Here is a 25,144-nt window from a genome sequence, read left to right as displayed (position 1 = left end):
ATCATGTTTTTTCGTGGATTAGGAACTTTCGTGGATTAAGCTGATTGTAGATTATGATTTTAATCTTATATAGTTAAATTAATTTCTTAAATTCACGCTTTTGTTTGACATTTTTCAGACTTTACGTTATAAAATTGCCTCTGCTTAAAAGGATATTCAGAATGAAATAGATTATCTGTTTTTTTATATGACTTTTATCTATAAATTATGTCATGATATATGTAATGACAAGCATGAGGTGATGAAATGAAAAAAGCATTAATTGTAATCGATTATACGGTAGACTTTGTCGCGGAAAAGGGTGCTTTAACTTGTGGAGCTTCAGGACAACAAATTGAAAAAGCTATTTTACATCATATTCATGAATTTATTGACCAAAATGAGCTCGTTATTTTTGCATGTGATTTACATGAAGAAAATGACACGTTCCATCCAGAAACAAAACTTTTCCCACCACATAATATTCGAAATACTAAAGGGAGAGAACTGTATAATGCCGTTCAAACATTGTATCAAGAAATAAAACATTTACCAACTGTTGTTTGGATGGATAAAACGCGTTATAGCTCATTTGCTGGAACAAATTTAGAGCAACTATTACGTGAACGAAAAATTAATGACGTATTTTTAACAGGGGTTTGTACAGATATTTGCGTACTGCATACGGCAATAGATGCTTATAATAAAGGTTATAACCTATTTGTTTTCGAAGATTCAGTAGCAAGCTTTAATCAAACTGGCCATAATTGGGCTCTTGAACATTTTAAACATACACTAGGTGCAACGATTTTATAAAAAACTGGTGATAAAAAAGTCATTGAAAAAAATTGCTCTTCTCTACTAATATGAGAAAGAGCAATTTTTTTATAAAATGACTAATTTATTTTGAGCAGCTTTATTTAGTTTGTGATTTTTTGGCTATAAATAATGCTAAAATTACCGTTACAACAGCAAAAATAAAGGAACCTGTATAAACAGATCGTATCCCTCCAGCAATAATTTCAATAATCTTATTAATTTGTAACGATGAGAAGATTGAATAATCAAAGTAACCATTTAAATTAACATGTTCTGCCCCTATATTCGCCAATTTCTCGCTTGTAGCCGTGTTAAAAAGCACACCGAAAATTGCGGCTCCAATCGATTGACTAAATGTATTAATAAAGGAGTTCAATCCAATGGCTGTTCCTAATTGTTCTTCAGAAGAAGATGCTTGGACTGCTAAAATAAGCATTGGTGCAATAAAGCCCATTCCCATTCCTAAAATTGCAGTTGAAAAATAAACAAATAGTGAACTAGTTGAAGAAGATAAGAACATTAGCATTGTAGTAGCAATCACTAACAATACTGTTCCTGTTTGAATAATCATTTTGTTGGTAAAACGTCCTATTAAATGTCCTGATAAAATTGCTCCTACTGTCCACATGACTGAAAGTGGCGTTAACATTAAGCCTGCTTCTGTTGCGTTTTTCCCTAATACAGATTGAGCGTAAATTGGTAAATAAGCTGAAATACTAATAACGATCGCCATCGAAAATAGAGATAAACTATTCACTACATTTAACTTTTTATTTTTAAATAAAGTTAGTGGAATGATCGGTTCACTTGCTCTCTTTTCAATGAATAGAAATAACCCAAGAAAAACAATTGCAATGACATAAAAAACAACTTGTGATATTGTTGCCCAATGTTGCGTATTACTACCAGCTATTAGTGAATACAGCAAAGCAACCATTCCAATTGAAAAAAGAAATGCTCCTGCATAATCTATCTTTCGAGTTACTTTAATCCGTTCTTCTTGATAATATTTCGCAACCAGTAAGATAGCTCCTAAACCAAAAGGAATATTTAGTAGGAATATAAAATGCCACGTTAATTGGTCTACGATAAATCCGCCAATCAAAGGACCAATTACACCAGAGACACCCCATACCATACTTATATACCCTTGTCCTTTAGCACGTTCTTTCTCTGTTTCAAATAACTCACCTACTATGGTCAGGGTAATGGGAAAAATTGAACCTGCCCCGATCCCCTGAATGGCACGAAAGATAATTAGAAGCTCCATTGATGGCGCCAGTCCACATAGTAATGATCCTATTAAGAAAAGACTAATTCCAGCAATAATCATTTTCTTTCGTCCAAATAAATCTGCCATTTTCCCAAAGATAATCGCTGAAATAGCAGAAGTTAAAAGGTACGCTGAATAGATCCAACTAATCAACTCAACCCCTGATAGATCTGACGTTATACTTGGTATAGCAGTTGACACAATTGTCCCTTCTATTGCTGCTAAAGCTGTCGCAAGTAATATTGCGGCAAAAACTTTATTCATACATAATACCTCAATTCTAAGAAAAAATCCCTTTCTCACTAGTTATTTATCATAACATGAAAAAGTAAGTTTACCTAGTTTCGATTTTTTAAATCTAGTTTTTAAGCGGTAATTTTGATACTATGTGAAATAGATGTTTTATGAAATATATTACTTTTTAGTAAAACATCCTATTTTATAGGAGGTACTTAATATATGTGGGAAGATTTTAAGAAATTCGCTTTAAAAGGAAATGTAGCAGATTTAGCAGTAGGGGTTATTATCGGAGCTGCTTTTGGTAAAATTGTTTCTTCATTAGTTCAAGATATTATTACACCAATTCTTAGTCTTTTTATAGGCAAAGTGAACTTTACATCTTTAGAATTTCACGGAATCATGTACGGTAAATTCATACAAAATGTTGTTGATTTCTTAATCATTGCCTTTTCAATCTTCATCTTCATTCGTATTATTTCAAAATTTAATTTTAAGAAAAAACAACAAGAAGTAAAAGAAGAAGTCCCTGAAGAATCCACTGAGGATCTATTAAAAGATATTCGTTCTTTACTGCAAGAAAGAAAATAAAGTATACAGCCCGTTAATGTGGGATAAAAATGAGCAGCTAAGTTTTGAACTAGCTGCTCATTTGTTTATTTCTTACCGTCTTCAATTAAGGTTTCCATATCTACTGCAATCGTATCGGTTGGAACATCCTTATATCCACTATAGTTTTTCACAACTACCCCATCTTGATTTACTAAGTAAAAACTTGAACCATGAATTACTTGGTTTGAATTCGGGTCATCTTTGACAATTGTTTTAAAAGACTTTAATGCTAATGTAGCAATTTCATCTTGAGAATAGCCCGTTAGCAAATCCCATTTTGAATCATCTGGAACAGGATATTGAGACAAGTATTTTTTTAGTTTTTCAGGTGTATCATTTGTAGGATCTACACTAAACCCAACAATCTTATAATCTTTTAATCCTTTTTCCTTAAACTTTTTTTGAATGTCTGTCATATTCATGGTCATTGGAGGACAAATACTTGTACAATTAGTAAAAATAAACATTGCAAGCCATGGTTTACCTTTCAAACTATCTAGTGAAACCTTGTCACCAGTTTGGTTCGTGTAATTAAAATCATGTACTTGCCAATCCGTTTCAGCTTTGAATTTCTCCCCACCACAAGCAGATAATAATACAGCGAAAATCATTAATAAGGCCGATATCATAACTCTTTTTCTCACATTATCACTCCTACTCTGCTTTCATCTTATCGAATTGTAACACAGATTACAAGAACACAGAATGGATGCTTTAAGACGAATTTGTGAAACGTTTTATTTTAAGTCTAATAAAGCATCATGGATGGCTTGTAGCTTTGTTTCAACTCGATGCATTAAATAAAAGGAGACAAAGATTGGAAATCCTATCTCTTGAATTAGAGTTGTCCATTCAGCCATACTAGTTCCTCCTCTCTAAAAAACAATCTCATCTATCAATTGATAGATGAGACCGTTTTGATCTCCTTATACTTGTAATTCGGTGATAGTACGCTCAACGAAACGTGCACCAACTATTTCAGAAAGTTCTACACCTTGCATTGCAAATACCTTGCTGTCTAATACCGTATTCATCACTTGGTAGATAACTTCTGACGTTAGATCCTCCTTAGGTGTATCAACAGTTAAAGAGCACGGTGTACCATCTGGTGTTTTAAATTGTAATTGTAAAACTTTTGACATTAACAATCTCTCCTTTACTTATTAATTTCTTATTGAGTCTTGTGTTGTTAACCCGCTTCCAATAAATTGATATTGGAAAAGACTAGCAAGTGCTGTTCCTACATTGACCAAATTTTCTATAGTTGCCTGTTCTGATACGTTGCGAAATATTTTTGTTTTTTCAATCATTTGACCTTTTTCATTAACTCCTAATGAAAACTTTAGACGAAGTGTAGCATTTTCAAATGTTTTGGTTGCCATTTTGATCACCTTCCTTTCAATTCCTAAATAGACTCTAAATCTCATTTAAGGACAAGGGATGCAATTTTTCCATAATCATTTTATAATGATTGTGAGGTGAATAGTGTGTTAAATGGCTGGTTTTTGTGGTTTATATTATTTTGGGTTGTACTATTAGTAGGGTCTATGGCAATTGGCGGTTTTTTTATGTTTCGGAAATTTTTAAAATCTATGCCAAAAGAGGACGGAAAATCCACATTGGATTGGCAAGATTATTATGTCAATAAGACTTTGCATTTATGGCATCAAGATGAAAAGGATCTATTAAATGAGTTAGTGAGTCCAGTACCAGACCTATTTCGAGATGTAGCGAAGCAAAAAATTGCTGGTAAAATTGGACAACTTGCTATAGAAGAAAAGGCTATTAAAATTGATTTTGACTTAATCATTCGAGGATACATACAAGCCACACCAAAACGGGATCATAAATTTTTACGTAAAAAGTTAACTCAAATGAAAATTGATATTTCGCCTTATGAACATTTATTAGATTAGTAAAAAGCAAGATTTCACGATCAGTTTTTAGGTTTGACGTTGGAAGTAAGCACACAAAAACGGTTCTTCTCCCTATTGGAAAAGAACCGTTTTTATTTCGTATTAGTTATGTTGCAAATGTAGTTGTTTTTCTAGCTTTTTGTATTGGATTAACATGGCTATACGCCATGGTACAATCATTGAAAAAGCTAATAGGAAGAACATACCACCAAGTTCCCCTAAATGGAAGGAACCACTCAAATAAACCTTTGCAACAGTACGAATTGCTAATAAGCCTATCAAGATAAAGAAGAAGGCTTTAGATGGTTTCAAGTAAACATCATTATCTACAATTTGAAATTTAGAAGTTGCAATTAACACTGTTGAGAAAATTAAACCTGCTATAACTGCTTCTAATACTTGAGTCCAAGGTACTCGGAAATAGTCAAAACAAAACATGAATGCACCCGTGGACATAGCAATTGGAGGAATAATTATTTTTTTTACACTAGCTGGTTTTTTAGATGATTTAGCACGTACAATCATCATCATAATCCCCATAAAAACTACAGCTACAGTAGAACCTATTACCATAAATTGAGAAGGAATAGAACTCAACATTACACTCACCTATTTTCTAAAAAATTATTCTATCAATTGACGAATCGTCGTCTCTAAATGTTCCCTCTCAAAAGGTTTCGTTATAAAATCTTTTGCCCCATTTTTTAGCGCTTCTAAAATGAGTCTTTGTTGTCCTAATGCTGTAACTATACAAATTTTGGCATTAGGGTCTTTTTTTATGATCTCTTTTGTAGCCTCTAATCCTGACATCACTGGCATTGTAACATCCATTGTCACAACATCAGGATGCAGTTTTTGATATTGTTCGATTGCTTGTTTTCCATTTTCCGCCTCACCAATTACTTTAAATCCCGCCTCTTCAAGAATTGCTGTAATGGTATGACGCATGAATATTGTATCATCTACTACTAGAACAGTTGACAACCATTTCACCTCGTAACAATTTACTCAATTTAAAAGCCTTGGAATCCACCAAAAATTGGTGTAACCCAACGATTTAGAACAGTCATTCCATCAAAGAACAAAATAACGCCGACAACAATCATTATATATCCACCAATTTTAACGATTTTTTGGCTATTTCTTCTAATCCAATTCATACGGGAAATGAAGAATGAAAGGGCAAAAAATGGAATTGAAAATCCCAATACATAGGCGAACATATACCAAATTGCTGAATCAGGATTTGTTGATCCTAATAATATGATCGATGCTAGAATAGGACCTGTACAAGGTGTCCAACCTGCTGCAAAAACAAGGCCAATTAGCATTGAACCTATGAAACCTGATGGTCTATTCTTGAATTCAAGTTTACGATCTTTCATCAAAAAATCAGGTGTAAAGATTCCTGTAATAACGAGACCAAATACAACAATTAAAATACCACCAATTTGGCGTATTAACTCATCATATTGAATAAAGAAACCTTTCACAAAGGAAGTACTAAAGCCCAATACAATAAAAATCACAGAAAAACCCAATAAGAAGAATAAAGTATGTAAAATGGCTCTTTTCTGCAACATTCCTTTTTCGTTCTTTAACTGATTAAAGGATACGCCAGTTATGTATGAAAGGAAGGCTGGATAAAGAGGTAACGTACACGGTGAGATGAAGCTCAAAAAGCCTGCACCAAAAGCAAAGAATATATTGATATCTGTATTCATATGCATATGTCGCTCCTTATAATTTCTGTATCCATCGTACCAAACTTTACGTAGAAATTCTCATCTTTTTACTGTGACATTTTCTTGAACTTTTATCTAGGTATTACTTAGTATAATGCCTAATTCAAATAATTGCGAAAGATATCTATTGCATAAGATGCTGTTTTTCTTTAAAACTAAAAGACTCATTTACTAATCCATTTTGTAATGGATCTATCTTATTGCACCAAATGTAACAAATAGAAAATTAGAAAAAATGGAATACTTGCGTTTTATCACTTATTTCTGAAAGTGTGGCTTGTGCATAATAGAAGTTTGATGTCATGACTTCACTTTTTTAAATTTATCCAAAACTCATAACCTCCAAATAGTAAATCTGTTGCAAAAAAAATACTTATGGATGTCGTTTTAGAATATACAAAAATAGTGAACGAAATAAATCCGTTCACTATTGTTAGATTCATAACTATGAAGTTACTTACTTATCGAGAGATCTACCGCCAGCAATACCTGGTTGTGTCATTGCATAAGGATCTAAAATTTTATCTAATTGTTCTGCTGTTAAAGCTCCAGATTTAATACAAAGTTCACGTACAGAAGCACCTGTAGCTATCGCTTCCTTAGCAATTTGAGCAGCTAATTCGTAGCCAATATGCGGGTTTACTGCAGTTATAATACCCACACTCTTTTCAACATATTCTTTTAGATGTTCGTCATTTGCTTTAATGCCTACGATACATTTTTCTGTAAATACTTTAAATACATTACTCATGGTAGAAATCGATTGAATTAAGTTAAAGAATAATACAGGTTCCATAACATTTAATTCAAATTGACCTGCTTCAGAAGCTGATGAAATAGTTAAATCATTACCAATAACTTGGAAAGCCACTTGATTCACTACTTCAGCCATTACAGGATTTACTTTACCAGGCATAATTGATGAACCAGGTTGACGAGCTGGTAAAATAATTTCAAATAAACCATCACGTGGTCCAGAAGCCATTAAACGTAAGTCATTTGCGATTTTTGACATATTAATCATGCAAACTTTTAGATTCGCAGATACTTCAGTATAACAATCCGTATTTTGAGTAGCATCAACTAAGTGTTCAGCACCTTTTAATGGTAAGCCACTTAATTCACTAAGATTTCGAACGACTGTATCAATATAAACGGGATCAGCATTCAATCCTGTGCCTACGGCAGTTGCCCCCATATTTACTTCATATAAGTGTTGTCTTGAAAGTGATATTCTGTCAATGTCACGAGAAACCACACGACTATACGCTTCGAATTCTTGCCCTAGTAAGATTGGAACAGCATCTTGAAGATGTGTACGACCCATTTTAATAATACCCGCGAATTCTTTTGCTTTCGAAACAAATGCATTTTGCATTGTTTTAGAAGCTTCAAGTAATTGATTCAATAAACTTAGAACTGCGATATGTGTAGCAGTTGGAAAAGCATCATTAGTAGATTGAGACATATTAATATGACTATTAGGGCTAATGAGTTTATAATTCCCTTTTTCTTCTCCCATTAATTCAAGCGCACGATTGGCAATTACTTCGTTTGTATTCATATTGATAGATGTGCCTGCGCCACCTTGAATAGGATCTACAATAAATTGGTCATTCCATTTTCCTGATATTACTTCATTACATGCTTGAATAATGTATTGCCCTATTTCTTTCTGTAACATGCCAATTTCCATATTTGCTAGTGCTGCTGCTTTTTTTACAATACCTAAAGATTTTATGAGTTCAGGATGAATTCGATATCCTGTAATTGGAAAGTTTTCGATTGCTCTCATTGTTTGAACGCCATAATAAGCGTCTTTCGGAATTTCTTTTTCTCCTAAAAAGTCTTTTTCAATTCGAAATTCTGTCATTACCATATTCATATTCTCCAGTTCTACGATGTAATTAAGTAAGCGGTTACACTGATTCTTACACTAATAGAGTAACATAAAATTTGGAGAAAATAATAATTAAGAAAATAGTGAATAAATCCATTCTTTCGATGATTCCTTATTATCTAGAAATATATATTCTAAACTTACCTCTTTTCATCTCCATTTAAAAGAAGATCACTAAAAAACCAGCTCCCCTCTGGAAACTGGTTTTTCTTTAGCACACTATGTATGCTTTTCTATGGAATTGGTCCCCCTCTGTGGACGGCCTTCCAATTTAAGTTGTGATGAAATTTTAGTATTGCAATTGGCTTTGCATATTTGCATAAGTTGAAATACGTTTATTTAGTAACTAATAGTTTTTCTTTTGCTTTTTCAATTTGAATTTTTACTTGGTCAAAGCCTGTTCCACCTAGGGAATGACGACGTTTAACAGCTGCCTCCGGTGCTAATACGTCATACACATCCGCTTCGATTAGATTACTTGCCTCTTGCAAGTCTTCGAGAGGAAGGTCTAATAAGTAAATTCCACGTTGAATACAAAGAAATACTAATTTACCCGTTACTGCATGTGCCTCACGGAAAGGCATACCTTTAGTTGCTAAGTAATCCGCAAGTTCAGTAGCATTTGAAAAATCTTGATGTACCGCTTTGTTTAATGTATCTTTTGAAACAGTCATGGTACGAATCATGCCTTCAAAGATTTTAAGAGCACCGACAATGGTATGAAGTGTATCGAACATACCTTCTTTGTCTTCTTGCATATCCTTGTTATAAGCAAGTGGGATTCCTTTTAAGACTGTCAATAATCCCATTAAATTACCGTAAACACGGCCAGCTTTCCCGCGAATAAGTTCTGCCATATCAGGATTCTTTTTCTGTGGCATAATACTAGAACCTGTTGAGAAGGCATCATCTAATTCAATGAACTTAAATTCTTCACTTGACCAAAGAATAATTTCTTCAGCAAATCTAGATAAATGAGCCATTAATAATGAGCTATTACTTAAGAACTCTACGATAAAGTCACGGTCACTTACAGCATCCATACTGTTTTGATAGACAGATGAAAAGCCCATTAGTTTTGCACTCAATTCACGATCAATTGGGAATGTTGTGCCAGCTAGAGCCCCTGCTCCAAGTGGAGAGATATCTATACGTTTAAGCGACTCGTTAAAACGTTCTTTATCTCGTTCTAACATCCAAAAATAAGTCATCAAGTGATGAGCGAAAGAAATTGGTTGAGCTCTTTGTAAGTGCGTATATCCAGGAGCTAAAGTGTCAATGTTTGCCTCTGCTTGATCGACAATTGTTTCTTGGAATTTTGCAATGAGTTCAATAACTTCCTTTACTCTTTTTTTCAAGAATAAGTGCATATCCGTAGCAACTTGGTCGTTTCGACTTCGACCCGTATGGAGTTTACCTCCAACAGGTCCAACTAAATCGATTAACATTTTTTCCAAATTCAAATGGATGTCTTCATTTTCTACTAAAAAGGTTAGCTCGTTATTTTGAGCTTTTACTTTTAATTGTTCAAGGCCACCTTTGATCGTGCTGACTTCTTCTTTATCAAGGATACCAGTTTCTCCAAGCATCGTAACATGTGCGATGCTACCTTCTAAATCCTCTGTGACAAGCTGTTGGTCAAACCCGATGGATGCTCCAAATTCATCTACCCATTGTTCTGCAGATTTTTGGAATCGACCTCCCCAAAGTTTACCACTCATGCTTGCACCTTCTTTGCTCCTTTGTTGTTAACCATTGCATTTACTTTTGTTGGTAAACCAAATAATTCGATAAAACCTACAGCAGATGCATGGTTAAATTCATCGTCTTTTGTATAAGTAGCTAATTTTTCGTTATATAAAGAGTTAGGAGATTTACGTCCTTCAACAATTGCATGACCTTTAAATAATTTTACTCGAACTGTACCATTTACATATTTTTGAGTTTCTTTTAAGAATGCTTCAATTGCAACACGTAATGGTGAGAACCATAGACCGTCATAGATGATTTCGGTTAATTTTTTCTCAATCACTGGTTTGAAGTGAGCTAATTCTTTTACAAGCGTAATATCTTCTAATTCTTTGTGAGCAAGAAGTAAAGTATGTGCACCTGGAATTTCGTATACTTCACGTGATTTAATACCAACTAATCGGTTTTCTACATGGTCGATACGGCCAACACCATGTTTACCAGCTAATTCATTTAATTTTAAGATTAAATCGGCTAATTTATATTGAACACCATCAAGTGCTACTGGAACACCTTGTTCGAATTCGATTTCGATAACATCAGGTGTATCAGGTGCATCTTCAATAGCAACAGTTAAATCATAAGCATCTGCTGGAGGTGCTGCCCATGGATCTTCTAAAATACCGCATTCGTTTGCACGACCCCATAAGTTTTGGTCAATTGAGAATGGGCTATCTAAATTGATGGGAATTGGAATATTTTTTGTTTTAGCATATTCAATTTCTTCTTCACGGCTCCAAGCCCACTCACGAACTGGTGCTAAAACTTCTAAATCTGGGTTTAACGCTTTGATTGAAACTTCAAAACGAACTTGGTCATTCCCCTTACCAGTACATCCATGTGCTACTGCAACAGCACCAGTTTTTTCTGCAATTTCTACTAATTTTTTAGAAATTAAAGGACGAGATAAAGCAGAAACTAATGGATATTTTTGTTCATACCAAGTGTGACCTTGTAATGAGATTAATGCATATTCTTCAGCAAACTCATCTTTCGCATCTACAATGTAAGATTCTACAGCACCAACTTCTAGTGCTTTCTTTTGTACAAATTCTAAGTCTTTACCTTCACCAACGTCTAAGCAACAAGCTACAACGTCGTATCCTTTATCTTTTAACCATTGGATGGCTACTGATGTATCTAAACCGCCTGAATAAGCTAATACAAGTTTTTTTGCCATTTTGAATTCCTCCATGCCTTCGATGTATGTTTATACGTAATTCATTAATATTTATGCATTCATCTTAACATGTTATAAAAATGAATACAAGTGTATTTTCTTGCATTTTTCTAAAAAGTTATCAATAAAAATAAAATTATATTGTGGAGTCAATTTCATAAATGCTTTCTCTATTAACAATTCCATAATTTAAATAGTATTTCATTTAAGTTTTTACTTCTTAGTATACCGCTCCAGATGGCGCTTTCCGCGGGCGAGTGCTGAGCCTCCTCGGAACCCCGTACCGTGCTCCACTGCGGGCTCTCCCCTGTCTCGCTTTCCCGCAGGACATTGAATTAGCTTCCTTGAATACGCACCGCACGAAGAAAATGCGAATGCATTTTCGAGGACTCGCCATCTTCTGCTTCTTAGACAATGTTCTAATAGCGTATAACAATTTTCATATTTGTGTTTTAAATCAAATCTTTGAAGTACTAAATTCATTAAATGCAGTGTTAAAATAACTTTTTTCGATTAAAAATCATAAATTAAACAGAAAAATAGCGACTCAAATTATTTATTAGAGTCGCTATTTTTATGACATAAGAATATTATTTATTCAGTAAATGCTTATATCGGTCTATTCACATTTGATTTCTTAAAACATTTTCGATGAAATATTTAGAGAATGTATAAACCATTCAATTTTCATTTTTTATTGAAGAAGTTCCTCCCTAATTTCTCTACTATGTTAGGTGCTATTGCATATAGTTTACTTGATATGCCCATATACCACGGTAAATTTACTTCTCTTGTTTTCTTCCCAATCGTTTGTATTGTGGCATTTGCTACTTTTTCAGGATTTAACAATACATGCTTCATTGCTTTTCGGTAAGAGGCTGTTTGATCTGCATGATCGATAAAAGGCGTATCTATAGGTCCTGGGTGAATACAGGTGACATGTATGTTATAAGGAGCAAGTTCCATACGCAATGCATTTGTATAGCCAATTATGGCATATTTTGTTGCAGCATATACGGAAGCTTTTGGCGTTGCAACCTTCCCCGCTTGTGATCCGATGAAAATAAGTTGACCTTGTTGTTGTTGCTTCATCTGTGATGCAATATATTTTGTAAGAAGCATAGGAGCTTGAATATTCACATGTAACATTTCCATTAAATTTTCTTCCTCTAGATCAGTTGCATATTCAAATGTACCAATTCCAGCAGAAAAAATAGCGATATCCAACGGTGGTAACTGGTCAACTAAATTCTTTGCTCCTGATTGAGTCGATAAGTCACTTTGTACTACACTTATGTTCAATTTAGCTAATTCATTTAATGATTGGGTGTTTCTGCCGGTGGCAATAACACGATGACCTTTTTCAGAGAGTTTTGTAGCAATTAAATAACCAACTCCTGAAGTGGCTCCTGTTACTAAGATTGTTTTACTTTTTTGCATACCAATATACACCGTTCTCATCTTTTTCTTCTGTAATAAAGCCGTTATCTAACAAATAGTCAGTTTGACCAATTGTTTGAGACAAAGTTAAACCAAGTTCTCTTTCATAATGTGCAGGGAAAATCTCTACATTTAGTTCAAAAATTGTTTTAGGTCGTTCTTCTAACATTTCGAGAACTCTCATTGCACGAAGATGCTGTTTCTCTAGTCTTGCATTCACTAATTCATGAACATTTGTTATCTCTTCACCATGTCCACTATAAAGAATTTCAATTGGTAATGTTAGCAGCTTTTTTATAGATGCATTGTACTGTAATAAGGATTTTGCTCTTTTTGCTTTTGGATTTAAAGGTGGTTCAATTAGAGGGTTGGAAGAGATTTTAGCAATTAACAGGTCACCGCCAATCATCGCCTTTTTTTCTTCATGCCAAAAAGCCAGATGACTTTGTGCATGGCCAAGTGTCTCAATTGCAACTAGTCCTTTATGGCCTGGGATTTCTTGACCATCATGAATGATTCCTGTCAATGTACGTTCTCCCAGCATTTCTACAGATCGTGTCATTTTCTTTACCCACGAGAAGTACTTTTCTGGTACACCCTCCTCTTTCATACGATCCATATAAAAATCATAATGTGAATTGATAAATACAGGATCTCTTCGGAGCCATGCATCTACATAAACATGTCCAAGCACTTCGGCATTTGGAAAAGCATCAATCCAACCTACATGATCTGGATGATGGTGAGTTAAAATAACTTGTTCGATATCACCCATTCGATATCCAGCATTTTTGACACCTTCTTTTAATGCTTCCAAAGCTATAGGCGTTTTTGTACCAACGTCAATAATGGATAATGCATCATCTTTTATAATATATGAATTAACTGTACCTTCTGGGAAAGGAACAGGTGTAACAATTTTATGAATCATAGTTTGGCCCCTTTTAAAATGAATACTTATTCAATTCATTGTACAATTTTTTTTGAAAAACGTCATCTTTTTACATTGACAAATCTTCTTTCATTCCCTATACTCACATTTATATATGTTAAGCAAAGACGAAGAATAGTACAAAGGAAAACAAGTTTTAAGAGAGTGTGATCATAGGCTGCAAGTCACATACCAATGTTCTTTTGGAACCTACTTCTGAGCTACTGTGAAAACACAGTCGCATCTCTGCGATAAAGAGAAATTGAGTTGTGCTACAGCTAGTAGCAAAACAAGGTGGTACCGCGGAATCAAGCATTTTCGTCCTTAAATCGTAAGGATGAAGATGCTTTTTTTATTTACAGGCTTTGTTCAATAATACTGTCCGGATTTTGATTCATCATAAACAGCAAAAGGTGCGAGTACCTGAAACTAAAGGTATTTCGAACGAGAAGGCTCACCGAGCGTCAAACCAGTTTGCGACTGATGAACAGATCAACTTGATTGTTAAACAAAACCAATAAAAATATTTAGGAGGCGACGAAATGAAAACAATTGTATTTGCAGGTGCTGGTTCAATGGCAGAGGCATTAATTCATGGCTGGGTCAAAGAAGGTGTTGTCCTTCCCGAAAACATATACGTTATGAATAAATCTGATCAACAAAAGTTGCAACGATTGGCTGATGCCTATGGCGTACAAATTGTTTATGAAAGTCGCGAAATTGTGAAAAAAGCTGATTGCTTAATCTTAGCAATGAAACCAAAAGACATTCAAAAAGCTATGGAAGATTTAGTTCCATATCTTCAAACAAATACAGCCATTTTATCCGTAGTAGCAGGCGTTTCCATGGACACAATTGAACAAACTTTAGGGAAAAGACCAATAGCAAGAGTCATGCCAAATACTTCTGCAACCATTGGTATGTCAGCAAGTGGGGTTGCATTTAACAGTTCTGCTTCAACTACACTAAAAGATGAATTTATGCATATGTTAGAGGCAATTGGCTTAGTAATCGAAGTTCAAGAGGATGAATTACACGCAGTAACTGCCCTGTCAGGTAGTGGTCCAGCTTACCTTTACTATTTAGTTGAAGCATTCGAACAGGCAGGTATGAAATTTGGATTAAGTCAAAATGTTGTTCGTAAATTAGCTATTCAAACCATTGCTGGTGCAGCAGAAATGTTAAAACAATCCAGTGAAGAGCCTACTGAGTTACGCCGAAAAGTTACTAGTCCTGGTGGAACAACAGAAGCTGGTATTAAAGCATTAGAAGAAAATCATTTTAAAGATGCGATCTACGCTTGTATTCAAAATGCAGAAGCCAAATCGAGAGAACTTGCTTCCGTAAAGAAAAAGTAAAAAAACAAAAAGGTGTCGAGAGGTTTATCAACTTCCCGATACCTTTTGTTATTTTATCTTTTTAAATGTAAACAGATTACTTACTATTTAGCCTTTCAGTGTTTGAAACGAAAAAGCTGTGTGTACTAACGCACCCTTTAGTTTAATAGCAATGAATGGATTTAAACTTACTTCCAATAAAATTAGCAGGTACTAGATTAAGTTCTAATTCTATTGACCAAACAGAGAATTGACCAATGTCATAAATCTAGAGCTTTAAATAAAAAGAAAAAGGCTGTAGACCAAACCTAGTTTGTCTACAGTCTTATTAAATCATCACTAATTTACTTTTTTGGTTTATCTGAATCATTATAACGTTTTGAGCGACTTGTGAAAAATGCTAAAAGTAAGAAAACACCTGCAATTGAGAAATATAATCCTGAATGATTTGCTTCTACACCTGTTTGAGGTAGTGTATTTTGTACAAATTCTGCTTTTTGAGAAGATGTAGCTTTTTCATTAGAAATAGTTGAATTAGCAGAAGCATTAGACGCAATTGTCGTTTTTTCTTGATGATCAGATGTTGCTGCTTGTACAGCATATCCTTGCGATAAAACGATACTCATAGCAAAAACACTTAGAAAAATCCCCAATATATATTTTTTCATCATTCTTTACCTCTCAATTAATATATTTATATAATTTATCGTAGAAACATTTTTTGTTCCATCGCTACATTATATACCTATCTGTTCATTTTAACTATAAATCTTTACGATTCTTTAATAAAATTCACAAAATAAGTCTTTTTACTTAACAAATTTTCTTTATATAAATGTTATTAATTGAAATATATTCGGTAAATGGTGATGGTATGTCATTATTTTAAAATAAAACGGGTATGACTATATCCTTCTTTACTTTTTTTCACTTCTAATAGAGCTGGCATCGCGTCTTTTAGTTCAGCAACATGTGAGATGATGCCAATCATTCTACCGGTATTTTGTAATTCGATCAAAGTATTAATCGCTTTATTTAATGCTTCTTCATCAAGTGTTCCAAATCCTTCATCAATGAACATTGTTTCAATTTGGATATTTCCTTGGAATGATTGAATAACATCAGACATGCCGAGTGCTAATGATAAAGAAGCGTTGAATTTTTCTCCCCCAGATAGTGTCTTGACATCTCGATTTTGACCTGTATAAGCATCATATACATCTAATCCTAAGCCACTTTGTTTCCCTCTGGCCTCTTGTCGATCAGATCTAATTAAGCGGTATTGTCCATTCGAAATAGGATTCAAACGTTCATTGGCAGCACTAATAATTTGCTCTAAGTATTCAATTTGCAAATACCGTTCAAATGAAATTTTTAATTGGTTTTGCCCTCGTAGTAAATCATACAAATCAATTATTTTAGAACACTTTTCTTCCAGTGTCATAATCTGTTCACTAACATTTTTAATATCTTTTGCTAATTGCATAGCATTCAATTGAAATTGTTTTGTTTGATGTAGTAGGTCACTAGCTTCGATTAATTGTTGACGTAGATTTTCTAGACGTTGTTCCAACTGTAACTCATCTTTAAGCATTTTTTCTGCGTATTTATCTGCTCCTTCTTTTAATTGTTCCATTAATGCATATTTTTGTTTTACATAATTCGTGTAATGCACTTCAAGTTTCTCTATCTCTTCTGGTTTTAATCGTGCTTTTTGATACGCATTGCCATTTTCAAATCCAGCTGTAAATACTGCTTCTTTGAATCGATTTTCTGCATGTTGTAGCATTTCTTGCGCTTCTTTTTTACTTTGCTCTGCACTTTTCATAGAAGCGGTTAATGAAACAACTTGTCTGTTTGCCATTTCCTGTTGTTGTTGTGCCTGTTCATATCGTTGTCTTAGTTGATCACGATTTGATGTAGTTGATTGAATTGTACTTTGAAGCACTTCAATTGTTGGAATGTTTTCAGGAATTTCCTTTTGAATACTTGTATATTCTGCTTGTGCATGATAGAAATCTTCAAGGTGCGTATTTTTTTCAATTTCTATTTGTTGTTTCTTCTGAATTTGTATCTCTATTTGTTGGTCTAGTTGTTTTTGTTGGTTTTGTAAATTTTCTAGTTCTTTTTTTCTTAATTTTAATTGATCAATTTCGGATAAAAGTTCTTTATATTGATTGACAATATTATGACCTTCTTGTGGTTCCACTCCTAATAGCTTTAACTTTTCTTCAAGTTGATGTAATTGTTGGTTGCTCGCTTGAACTCTGCCATGCAATTCAAAATATTGATTAGTCGCCTGTTCTGTTTGTGATTTTAAGAATGAGAGTTGCTCATCACTAATTGAATCATCAACACTCGATTTTACAGCATGGTGTTCAAGACTGCCACAAACGGGGCATGGTTGTCCTTCAACAAGTTGTGCAGCTAAAATACTCGCCTGATTACTAAGCCTTTTTTGTTCTTCTTTACGATATCTTGCAGATGCTTGATCATAAATGAGCTTTTTTTTAACTTCAAGTTCTTGTAATTTTTTTGTTGCTGCTACATGTTGTTGCCAATTCTGCCATGCCTCTGTTTTTTCTTTTAAATTGATTAATTGTTCTTTCTTTTCATCAAAATGTTCTAATTGCTCAGTTAGATTTTTGATAGTTTCCGATTGTATTGATCTAACTTCATTTAGATGATCAAATTGTGATTTTAACGCTTCAATTGTTTTGACATCTTGATCAACAATTATTTTCTTCTGTTTTAATAATAAAACTGCATTCTTTAATTCACTAAATTTTGCCTCTAAGTTTTTAAGAGATGCAATCTCAATCGTTAATTGTTCAATTTTAGGTTGTTGCAATTTTTCATTTTCAAATTCAGTCACCGATTTTTCCCATAAATCATTTACTTCGCTATATTGCTGTTGTAATGATATGAATATCTGTTCTTTTTCCTTTTTAATACGCAGATTTTCAAAATATCGGTCTTCTAAAGGGATTATATGGCTAGCTTTTTTTGCAGCCTCTATTTTCTGTCTAGTTTCCTCATATACCATAGATTGACTTTCCAATGAGGCTAGAAGTGCTTCTTTTTCTTGATAAGCAAGTAATTGTTTATTGAAGTCCTTTGTTTCTGCAACTAATTGATGTTGAATCTCTACTTTTGAAGATATTTCTTGGTAAGATTTCTCTTTTATTTTTTGTTCTTTTGAGTAAAAAGTGATCTCTTCGGTTAATGCATTTACTAATTGATACATATTGATATGTTCAGAGGACAACACCTGTTGTAATGAAGAATCTTCTCGATTTGGTAAAGATGTTCGAACACGCTCAATATGTAAATGTTGAATGGACTTTGCATTATTCAGTGCTTTTTCGGACTCATCTTTTTTGCTTTTTAAACGATCTGCTAAATGTCGATACGACTCTGTTTTAAAAATTTTACGAAGAATCGCTTCTTTGTTTTCTGTTTCAGATGTTAATAATTTTCTAAATTCACCTTGAGGCAGCATGACGATTTGTTTAAATTGCTCTTTTGATAAACCAATTATTTCTTCAATTTTGCGGTTAATTTCTAGTACTTTTTGAGATTCAACTACTGGTTTTTCTCCTGCAGGTAAAATTTCAACAAGTTCAATTTTATCACCAGTAGCTGATTTGTTTCCTCTTTTTATGTGAGGTAGCTGACGTAAAATTCGGTACGTTTTTCCTTTAATGATGAAAGTTAACTCTGCAGCTGTATGAATTTCATCACTTGCAAAATCGCTTCGTATTTCTTTAATATCTGCTCGGTCTTCACCGCTAGCTGAACCATAGAGCGCGAAACAGATCCCATCAAAAATAGTTGTTTTCCCTGCACCTGTTAATCCAGAAATAACAAATAATCTATTTTCTCCTAATTCTCTAAAATCAATTGTCTCTGTATCTTTATACGGACCAAATGCTGTTAGTTTTAACACAATCGGTTTCATTAACTCTTCACCTCAACTTCACGGTTTTCAAGCATTTCTTCTTGTAATACTTCTTGGAAAAGTTCAATCATTTTCTCATCTGCATCTTTCCCTAAAATTTCATGATAAAAAGATTTAAACAAAGTAATGTCATCCATTTTTTGTCGTGATACGATTTCTTCATGTACATTGTTAAAATCTCTTAATGAGATTCGTTCAACATGCATAGCGTTTGGATAAACGGAACGAATCTTCTCCATTGGTGAGATAATCGGCGTTTCATCTAATAGTTTTACAAACACATAATCTTCACTTTTTGGAGATTTTAAGATTTCTTCCATTGTGTTTTCAACTGTTCTTAAATCCCTTCTAGGTTTGAGTTCTTTCTTTGTGATATGAATGGAACCGTCTGCAGCTAAATCAACCATAAGATACCCTTTTTTATGTTTTTCTTCAGATACAGAGTACTTTAAGGGAGAACCTGAGTATCGTATCTTTTCTGAATCTACAAAGTGTGCTTGATGCAAATGTCCAAGTGCTGTGTAGTGAAATGGTGCAAATAGTTTCGCATCAATACATTCAGAGCCACCAATCGATAATGGGCGTTCTGCGTCAGTACTATTTTCTTCTTCAACACCATTTTTAGTAACAAAAGCATGTCCAACTAATACATGTCTAGCATTTGAATCTAAAGAGTCAACCACATGGTCTAGGATTTTTGCCATCGCATCTTGTTGTGTTTTAACCGAATCATCTTCAAAAATATATCGAACATGTGATGGATCTGTATAGGGAATCAGATGAAAATGGACTTCTCCAAATCGATCTTGCATTACAACTGGTTTTAAATTCTTTGATAAATTTCCTATGATATGAAGTCCCTTTGCCCCCATAAATCGAGAGCCAAAGTGGATACGTCCGGGGCTATCATGATTCCCAGCAATTGCAACAACTGGTATTTCCCTTTTAATGGCAATTTCTGATAGAATTTCATCCAATAATGAAACAGCTTCTGTAGGAGGAACAGAACGATCATATAAATCGCCTGCGATCACGACAACATCTGGTTTTTCTTCATCAATATCGTGTAAAAATTGTTGTAAAATATAGGCTTGATCTTCAGTCATCGATACACCTTGTACTAATTTTCCTAAATGCCAATCGGCTGTATGAAAAATTTTCATATTATCACTCCGCTCCAAATACTGTATTTAATGTATTTTATCACAAAAAATATTTACAGAACAAATGTTCTTTATGCTCTTTTATAAGGTAAAAGGACATTATAAGACCAAATTCGCCTTATATGCCCTTTTATTACTTCACGCTTTAATATTGAGATATTGTATAAATTAAAACTACTGCTATAACAATAGGAACAATCCATATCATTAAAAATCTCCAAGTTTGATAAAATCCTATTGGAAGATTACTACCTTGCATGAACTCGTTCTTTGTCAATTTTTGATCCATCTTATGGATGATAAAAATAGCAATTAGTAAATTCCCTAACGGTAAAAGAATATTACTAACCAGATAATCTGTTGCATCGAAAATACTTTTCTTAAATATCGTAAAATCACTTAATGTACTTGATGATAAGGCAGCAGGAATGGATGCTATGAATACAACAGCACCAATTACCCATGCAATTTTCCCTCTTGCGTTCGGCCATTTCTCAACAAGTGCCGCAACAATTATTTCGTATAGGCTAAACGATGAAGTGAGTGTCGCAAATAAGAATAATAGTAAAAAGATGGCGAAGAACAATTCGCCAAATGGTAGTTTTCCAAAAACTGCAGGAAGCACCATAAATAATAATGCAGGGCCTTGTTCCGGTTTAAAACCAAATGCGAAAACAGCTGGGAATATCGCAAGTCCTGCTAATAAGGATACGAATATATTCATAATAACAACTGATCCAGCTGAATAAGGTAAGCTCTCATCTTTTTTCAAATAGGAGCTGTATGTAACCATACATGAAAAACCAACTGCTAAAGCAAAAAAAGATTGTCCTAATGCATAAAGCAAAGAACTAGCTGTAATTTTCGAAAAGTCAGGAGCTAAGAAAAATTTCACACCTTCCATAGCACCATCAAGTGTTAACGAACGTACCACTAGTATAATAAAGAATATAAATAACAATGGCATCATGATTTTGTTTGCTTTTTCAATACCATTTTGAACACCTAAACTAATCACTAATACGTTAATAACGGTAAAGAGTAATAAACCAACTATAGTAATCCAAGGTGATCCTGTGACCATTCCAAATAATTCGCCTGGATTTTGCCCTGGTTGAATAACATCTCCAACAACTGCTTTACCTGAATAAATTAAAATCCAGCCACCTACAACACTATAAAAGGACAATAGTAAAAAGCATCCGATCACACCTAATTTACCGATCCATGTCCATTTTGAATGTGGTGCTAAAATCTTATAGGCACTTACAGCTTCACGATTTGTACTGCGTCCAATGATAAATTCTGAAATTAACATTGGTAAACCGATTAATAATGTAAAACAAATAAATAATAAGAAAAATGCACCGCCACCGCTTTGCCCAGTTACATATGGCAATTTCCAGATAGCACCTAATCCAATCGCTGCTCCCGCGGACGACAAAATAAAACCTAGTTTTGTTGACCACTGATTGTTGTTCTTGTTCAAAAAAATACCTCCAATACTCTGCTCAGCTCGTCTCAACAATTTTACGATTGAAGAGTCTCCTGACTTTCCCTATTTTATCATTAAAATCGTAGTTTGCGTTTTTTTACGGAATTTTCGAACTTTAACTCCATAAAAAGACCCGTTATTTTCATAACGGGTAGCTATTGACTAATTTACATTATAAAATTATGCACGAATCTTACTCATTTTAGCTTCTTCTGACCAGTCTAATTCATCTAAAAAATGAAGTGTATCTTCAAATACTTTTTCACGTTCTTTACCTAACGTAATGATGTGACCTGAATTATGATACCAAATAAGTTCTTTGTCTTCAGTTTCAACAGTATCATAAATAAAAGGAGCACTTTCTCGATAAATAGAATCATCAAGTTCTCCTTGTAATACAAGTGTTGGAGCATGAATTTCTTCTATTTCATCTGATGTATGTTGAATCATTTTTTGAATTTCTTCAATTGCATTTCTTGGTAAATTTTTCAATTCCTCAAGTTCTTTTTCAATTTGCTCTTCACTTTTACCTTCAAATTGTTTGTAAGTTCTTGCGTAGTTATATAAACGTTCAAAAAGTCCCTCTTTTGATCTTCGTTTAATAGGTGCACACATAGAAACTACACCTTTGACAGGAAATTCTGCACCAACTTTTAAGGTAAAGACACCACCTAAAGAAATACCGACAACAGCAATTTCTTCATAGCCTAATTCTTTAAGATGATGATATCCTCTTGTCACATCTTCCCACCAGTATTTAGCACCATATTTTAAAATTTCCTCTGGACTTACTCCATGACCTCGATACATTGGTGCATGACATGTATAACCTTGTTTATTTAAATACTGCCCTAATTTTTTAACATCTTTTGTACTTCCAGTAAATCCGTGCAATAATAATACAGCTCGACGATCTCCCTCTAAAGTAAATGGTTGCGGTGCCAATAACTTCATCTTTTTGAACTCCTTTTTATTTTGAGTACCATACTTATTTTTCTCTCTTTTTCAAAGAATATAACTGTCAACTAAAATCATAGACAATCTAACATTTTTTTATTTATAGGTGCTCAATTTTTGTTCACATTTAATATTACATACAGACTAACACCTTTCTTTTATAATGTACACTATATTATCTCATAATTTTTCATGCATTTTTGTAATGGTTTTGATGTCTTAAACATTGATTTAATGCGATTTTAGAAAATTTACAAAATATACATTTTAGATTCATATATTTTTAATATTACGAATTATTTTTACTTATTTCGTTTAGAAGATTAAATATAAATATCTATTTAAGGAAAATAATGGTTTATTTACAATTAAAATTATTCCTTTATAGATCTGTTTTAATTTTTACTGGAAAATGCATTTTTCATAAAAAAAGCGAACGTACTTCACGATAAATGGATTATCTATAAATAATTCAAAAGAAAACTAGTATAAAACGATCTAATTGTTTATCATGTCTAAATAAATAAATTTACGAATACGCTATATTATATATTTTTTTAATTTTTAAATAAATTCTTTCTGGACTACAACAGTTGAATCTGTTATATAATAGAGACATGAAGATTACTAGGGGGATTAAAATGAAAGTTTCGACTACAAGACTAGAAAAAGAAGATGCCAAAATTATTTATCAAGAAACAGCAGGTTTAGCTATTATAACGATTCGTCGACCACAAGCCAAAAATGCACTTACGGCACATATGTGGGACGAACTTCGTTTGATTGCTTTACAGGCATTAGATAATCCTAAAAATAAAGTATTGCTTATACGAGGTTATGGTCAACAATTTACAGCAGGTTCAGATATAAAAGAATTCAATGCTATTTCTTTAGAAGAATCCGAAGAAGCATTTGTTCGTATGGAAAAAACAATTTCTACAATTGAACATTTACCGATTCCTACAATTGCTGTTATTAATGGACCTGCAATGGGCGCCGGATTGGAACTTGCTCTTGCTTGCGATCTAAGGGTTGGTTCAGATAAAGCAAAACTAGGAATCCCAGTAGGAAAATTAGGCATCACTTTAAATAATAAATTCGCTGCTCGCCTTGTGAATCTAATTGGCCCTAGCATGACAAAAGATTTAGTTTATACCGGACGTGCTCTCAAAACAGAAGAAGCTTATCGAGTTGGTATGTTAAATTATATTGCACAAGAAAAAGATTTGGATCGTTATGCGATTCGATTAGGCAAGCTTGTCGCATCTATGTCACCTGCATCTTTGCTTGCTGTCAAAAAATCTGTTCAAGAATGTATTGAATCTGCACCTGTTCTTTGGAAAACTTCTACACCATTTGTTGATGCGCATGATTTTCCTGAAGGTGTTCGAGCATTTGTAGAAAAAAGACCACCACAATTTAAACGTTTACCATAAAATGCAACAGAATTTTTCTGCCCGTTAAAGTGAAAAAAATGAAAAAACCAGTTATTCATTTTTTTATCTATGAATAACTGGTTCCTTATTATTTTCATACTGAATAGACACTAGGTGTATATTGATACTTTGTAATTCTAACTCAAACTCTTCTTCAAATTTATGTTTAATCTTTTGTTGTAGTTGAAGGATTGGCATTTTTTCATTTAATTTAATCGGTCCTCTTAAGACGGTATTGATGGTCGTATGAGGCAAAGGGAATAAATCAAACTGAATTTTCGTTACTTTTTGTACTAATTCATCTTCTTCGCATGCATGCTTAATATTGTCAATAAATCTTTGTTTTTCTATATGTCCGATAGCTTGATGAAAGTCTGGTTGAACGATTGTTGTTTCCCCAATCTTTTCTCGTTTAGGAGAGAAAATTTCCATACCTTTTTGGATAAATCGTTTAAAGAAGTTTTGCTCAACCTGTACAACGGGAATGGGCATAATGTGTTTCCCTTCAGTCTTCCTAATAAATTTGGCTAGTTTCATCTCACCGGATGTTTTTAAATCTTCTATATGAGTATAATAGTTGATTTTACCAATAGCTAATCTTTCTGCTATATTATTTGTCATTCGATCAGATGTACCAATAATTAATAGTTTAGTTAATGCTAAATCATTAATCGCATTTTGTACTTCTTTTAGATGATTTTCATCCATAAATATGGCTCGTTTTACGGCTTTAAAAGCACTTTTTTCAAATTTTGCTGAAGTTCCAGCAACTTTCTTTCCTTTTACAATGAGCAAACCGTCATCGATTATCCCTTCAATTCCGTGATCATGTGCAAATGAAAGAGCTGCTGTACTTTTCCCAGTTCCACTTGGTCCACTTAACGAATAGATTTCCAATATATTGTCACCTACATTTTTAATATGAAATTGATTCTTATAGCATTCAATAATTTGATTTCATATTATTGCTAATTTTATACTAATCGATTCTTGCTTGCGTTACAAATGATAATT

24 protein-coding genes and 1 other annotated feature are annotated in these 25,144 nt (G+C 33.5%); of the genes, 5 read left to right on the top strand and 19 right to left on the bottom strand.

All coding sequences use genetic code 11. The features are described 5' to 3' along the window. Positions 1–246: 246 nt before the first annotated feature. The gene (locus tag CEF14_RS04420; protein WP_102691733.1) at positions 247–795 is read left to right on the top strand and encodes a cysteine hydrolase family protein; all 549 of its coding nucleotides are present in this window, start codon (positions 247–249) and stop codon (positions 793–795) included. Positions 796–895: 100 nt separating this feature from the next. Here CEF14_RS04420 and CEF14_RS04415 read toward each other — a convergent pair whose 3' ends face one another. Beyond that, positions 896–2,335 (bottom strand): MDR family MFS transporter, encoded by a 1,440-nt coding sequence (locus CEF14_RS04415; RefSeq protein ID WP_102691732.1) that lies wholly within the window; start codon positions 2,333–2,335, stop codon positions 896–898. 195 nt (positions 2,336–2,530) lie between these two features. On the opposite strand from CEF14_RS04415, the gene mscL reads away from it, so the two are divergent. Beyond that, positions 2,531–2,899 carry a large conductance mechanosensitive channel protein MscL gene (gene mscL, locus CEF14_RS04410; RefSeq protein WP_102691731.1) on the top strand — a complete coding sequence of 123 codons (369 nt, stop codon included), beginning with the start codon at positions 2,531–2,533 and terminating at the stop codon, positions 2,897–2,899. A gap of 65 nt (positions 2,900–2,964) precedes the next feature. On the opposite strand, the gene CEF14_RS04405 is transcribed toward mscL, so the two are convergent. The 4 genes from CEF14_RS04405 to CEF14_RS04390 form a co-directional block, all read right to left on the bottom strand. Next, positions 2,965–3,564 (bottom strand): SCO family protein, encoded by a 600-nt coding sequence (locus tag CEF14_RS04405; protein ID WP_102691730.1) that lies wholly within the window; start codon positions 3,562–3,564, stop codon positions 2,965–2,967. A gap of 93 nt (positions 3,565–3,657) precedes the next feature. Continuing rightward, positions 3,658–3,780: a YvrJ family protein gene (locus CEF14_RS04400; protein WP_102691729.1), complete on the bottom strand. Its 123-nt coding sequence runs from the start codon at positions 3,778–3,780 to the stop codon at positions 3,658–3,660. A gap of 66 nt (positions 3,781–3,846) precedes the next feature. Beyond that, the gene (locus CEF14_RS04395) at positions 3,847–4,062 is read right to left on the bottom strand and encodes a DUF2922 domain-containing protein (RefSeq protein WP_102691728.1); all 216 of its coding nucleotides are present in this window, start codon (positions 4,060–4,062) and stop codon (positions 3,847–3,849) included. A 21-nt stretch (positions 4,063–4,083) separates the two neighbouring features. Then, positions 4,084–4,302, bottom strand: coding sequence for a DUF1659 domain-containing protein (locus CEF14_RS04390; protein ID WP_170061439.1), 219 nt, complete (start codon positions 4,300–4,302; stop codon positions 4,084–4,086). Between the two features lie 105 nt (positions 4,303–4,407). Between CEF14_RS04390 and CEF14_RS04385 the strand changes: the two genes are divergently transcribed. After that, complete coding sequence (locus tag CEF14_RS04385; protein ID WP_102691726.1) at positions 4,408–4,836, top strand: DUF2621 domain-containing protein; 429 nt, start codon at positions 4,408–4,410, stop codon at positions 4,834–4,836. A gap of 102 nt (positions 4,837–4,938) precedes the next feature. Here the strand turns inward: CEF14_RS04385 and CEF14_RS04380 are convergent, their stop codons facing one another. From CEF14_RS04380 to CEF14_RS04345, 8 genes are all read right to left on the bottom strand, one after another. Further along, positions 4,939–5,436, bottom strand: coding sequence for a CcdC family protein (locus CEF14_RS04380; RefSeq protein ID WP_102691725.1), 498 nt, complete (start codon positions 5,434–5,436; stop codon positions 4,939–4,941). Between the two features lie 24 nt (positions 5,437–5,460). Then, positions 5,461–5,820 carry a response regulator gene (locus tag CEF14_RS04375; RefSeq protein WP_102691724.1) on the bottom strand — a complete coding sequence of 120 codons (360 nt, stop codon included), beginning with the start codon at positions 5,818–5,820 and terminating at the stop codon, positions 5,461–5,463. Positions 5,821–5,849: 29 nt separating this feature from the next. Further along, positions 5,850–6,560 (bottom strand): cytochrome c biogenesis CcdA family protein, encoded by a 711-nt coding sequence (locus CEF14_RS04370; protein ID WP_102694288.1) that lies wholly within the window; start codon positions 6,558–6,560, stop codon positions 5,850–5,852. A gap of 478 nt (positions 6,561–7,038) precedes the next feature. Then, positions 7,039–8,454 (bottom strand): aspartate ammonia-lyase, encoded by a 1,416-nt coding sequence (aspA, locus tag CEF14_RS04365; protein WP_407690472.1) that lies wholly within the window; start codon positions 8,452–8,454, stop codon positions 7,039–7,041. A 362-nt stretch (positions 8,455–8,816) separates the two neighbouring features. Continuing rightward, positions 8,817–10,202, bottom strand: a complete 1,386-nt coding sequence (gene argH, locus CEF14_RS04360) for an argininosuccinate lyase (protein WP_102691722.1) — start codon at positions 10,200–10,202, stop codon at positions 8,817–8,819. Further along, positions 10,199–11,410 carry an argininosuccinate synthase gene (locus CEF14_RS04355; RefSeq protein WP_102691721.1) on the bottom strand — a complete coding sequence of 404 codons (1,212 nt, stop codon included), beginning with the start codon at positions 11,408–11,410 and terminating at the stop codon, positions 10,199–10,201. Before CEF14_RS04355 ends, argH begins: the two co-directional genes overlap by 4 nt. Before the next feature lie 687 nt (positions 11,411–12,097). Beyond that, positions 12,098–12,850: an SDR family NAD(P)-dependent oxidoreductase gene (locus CEF14_RS04350; RefSeq protein WP_102691720.1), complete on the bottom strand. Its 753-nt coding sequence runs from the start codon at positions 12,848–12,850 to the stop codon at positions 12,098–12,100. Then, entirely contained in the window at positions 12,837–13,781 is a 945-nt protein-coding gene (locus CEF14_RS04345; protein WP_102691719.1) for an MBL fold metallo-hydrolase, read from the bottom strand. The genes CEF14_RS04350 and CEF14_RS04345 overlap by 14 nt, the downstream gene beginning before the upstream one ends. 116 nt (positions 13,782–13,897) lie before the next feature. Then, positions 13,898–14,110 (top strand) — a binding site (T-box leader). A gap of 213 nt (positions 14,111–14,323) precedes the next feature. On the opposite strand from CEF14_RS04345, the gene proC reads away from it, so the two are divergent. Further along, complete coding sequence (gene proC, locus CEF14_RS04340; RefSeq protein WP_102691718.1) at positions 14,324–15,139, top strand: pyrroline-5-carboxylate reductase; 816 nt, start codon at positions 14,324–14,326, stop codon at positions 15,137–15,139. 323 nt (positions 15,140–15,462) lie between these two features. Here the strand turns inward: proC and CEF14_RS04330 are convergent, their stop codons facing one another. The 5 genes from CEF14_RS04330 to CEF14_RS04310 form a co-directional block, all read right to left on the bottom strand. Next, on the bottom strand, positions 15,463–15,789 hold the full coding sequence (locus CEF14_RS04330) for an LPXTG cell wall anchor domain-containing protein (RefSeq protein WP_102691717.1): 327 nt from the start codon (positions 15,787–15,789) through the stop codon (positions 15,463–15,465). Positions 15,790–15,998: 209 nt separating this feature from the next. Further along, complete coding sequence (locus tag CEF14_RS04325) at positions 15,999–19,079, bottom strand: AAA family ATPase (RefSeq protein WP_102691716.1); 3,081 nt, start codon at positions 19,077–19,079, stop codon at positions 15,999–16,001. Further along, the gene (locus CEF14_RS04320; protein ID WP_102691715.1) at positions 19,079–20,242 is read right to left on the bottom strand and encodes an exonuclease SbcCD subunit D; all 1,164 of its coding nucleotides are present in this window, start codon (positions 20,240–20,242) and stop codon (positions 19,079–19,081) included. The genes CEF14_RS04325 and CEF14_RS04320 overlap by 1 nt, the downstream gene beginning before the upstream one ends. Before the next feature lie 145 nt (positions 20,243–20,387). Further along, positions 20,388–21,731 carry a sodium-dependent transporter gene (locus CEF14_RS04315; protein WP_102691714.1) on the bottom strand — a complete coding sequence of 448 codons (1,344 nt, stop codon included), beginning with the start codon at positions 21,729–21,731 and terminating at the stop codon, positions 20,388–20,390. Between the two features lie 186 nt (positions 21,732–21,917). After that, a complete protein-coding gene (locus CEF14_RS04310) occupies positions 21,918–22,691 on the bottom strand; it encodes an alpha/beta hydrolase (protein WP_102691713.1) in 774 nt (257 codons plus the stop codon). 644 nt (positions 22,692–23,335) lie between these two features. Between CEF14_RS04310 and CEF14_RS04305 the strand changes: the two genes are divergently transcribed. Beyond that, positions 23,336–24,130: an enoyl-CoA hydratase/isomerase family protein gene (locus tag CEF14_RS04305; protein ID WP_102691712.1), complete on the top strand. Its 795-nt coding sequence runs from the start codon at positions 23,336–23,338 to the stop codon at positions 24,128–24,130. Positions 24,131–24,193: 63 nt separating this feature from the next. Here CEF14_RS04305 and CEF14_RS04300 read toward each other — a convergent pair whose 3' ends face one another. After that, on the bottom strand, positions 24,194–25,027 hold the full coding sequence (locus CEF14_RS04300) for an ATP-binding protein (protein ID WP_102691711.1): 834 nt from the start codon (positions 25,025–25,027) through the stop codon (positions 24,194–24,196). Positions 25,028–25,144: the final 117 nt, after the last annotated feature.

Origin of the sequence: Rummeliibacillus pycnus, from assembly GCF_002884495.1 — a bacterium.
Lineage (GTDB): Bacteria > Bacillota > Bacilli > Bacillales_A > Planococcaceae > Rummeliibacillus > Rummeliibacillus pycnus.
The sequence above is the reverse complement of the archived record's forward strand: the minus strand, read 5'-3'. Positions and strand labels throughout refer to the sequence as shown.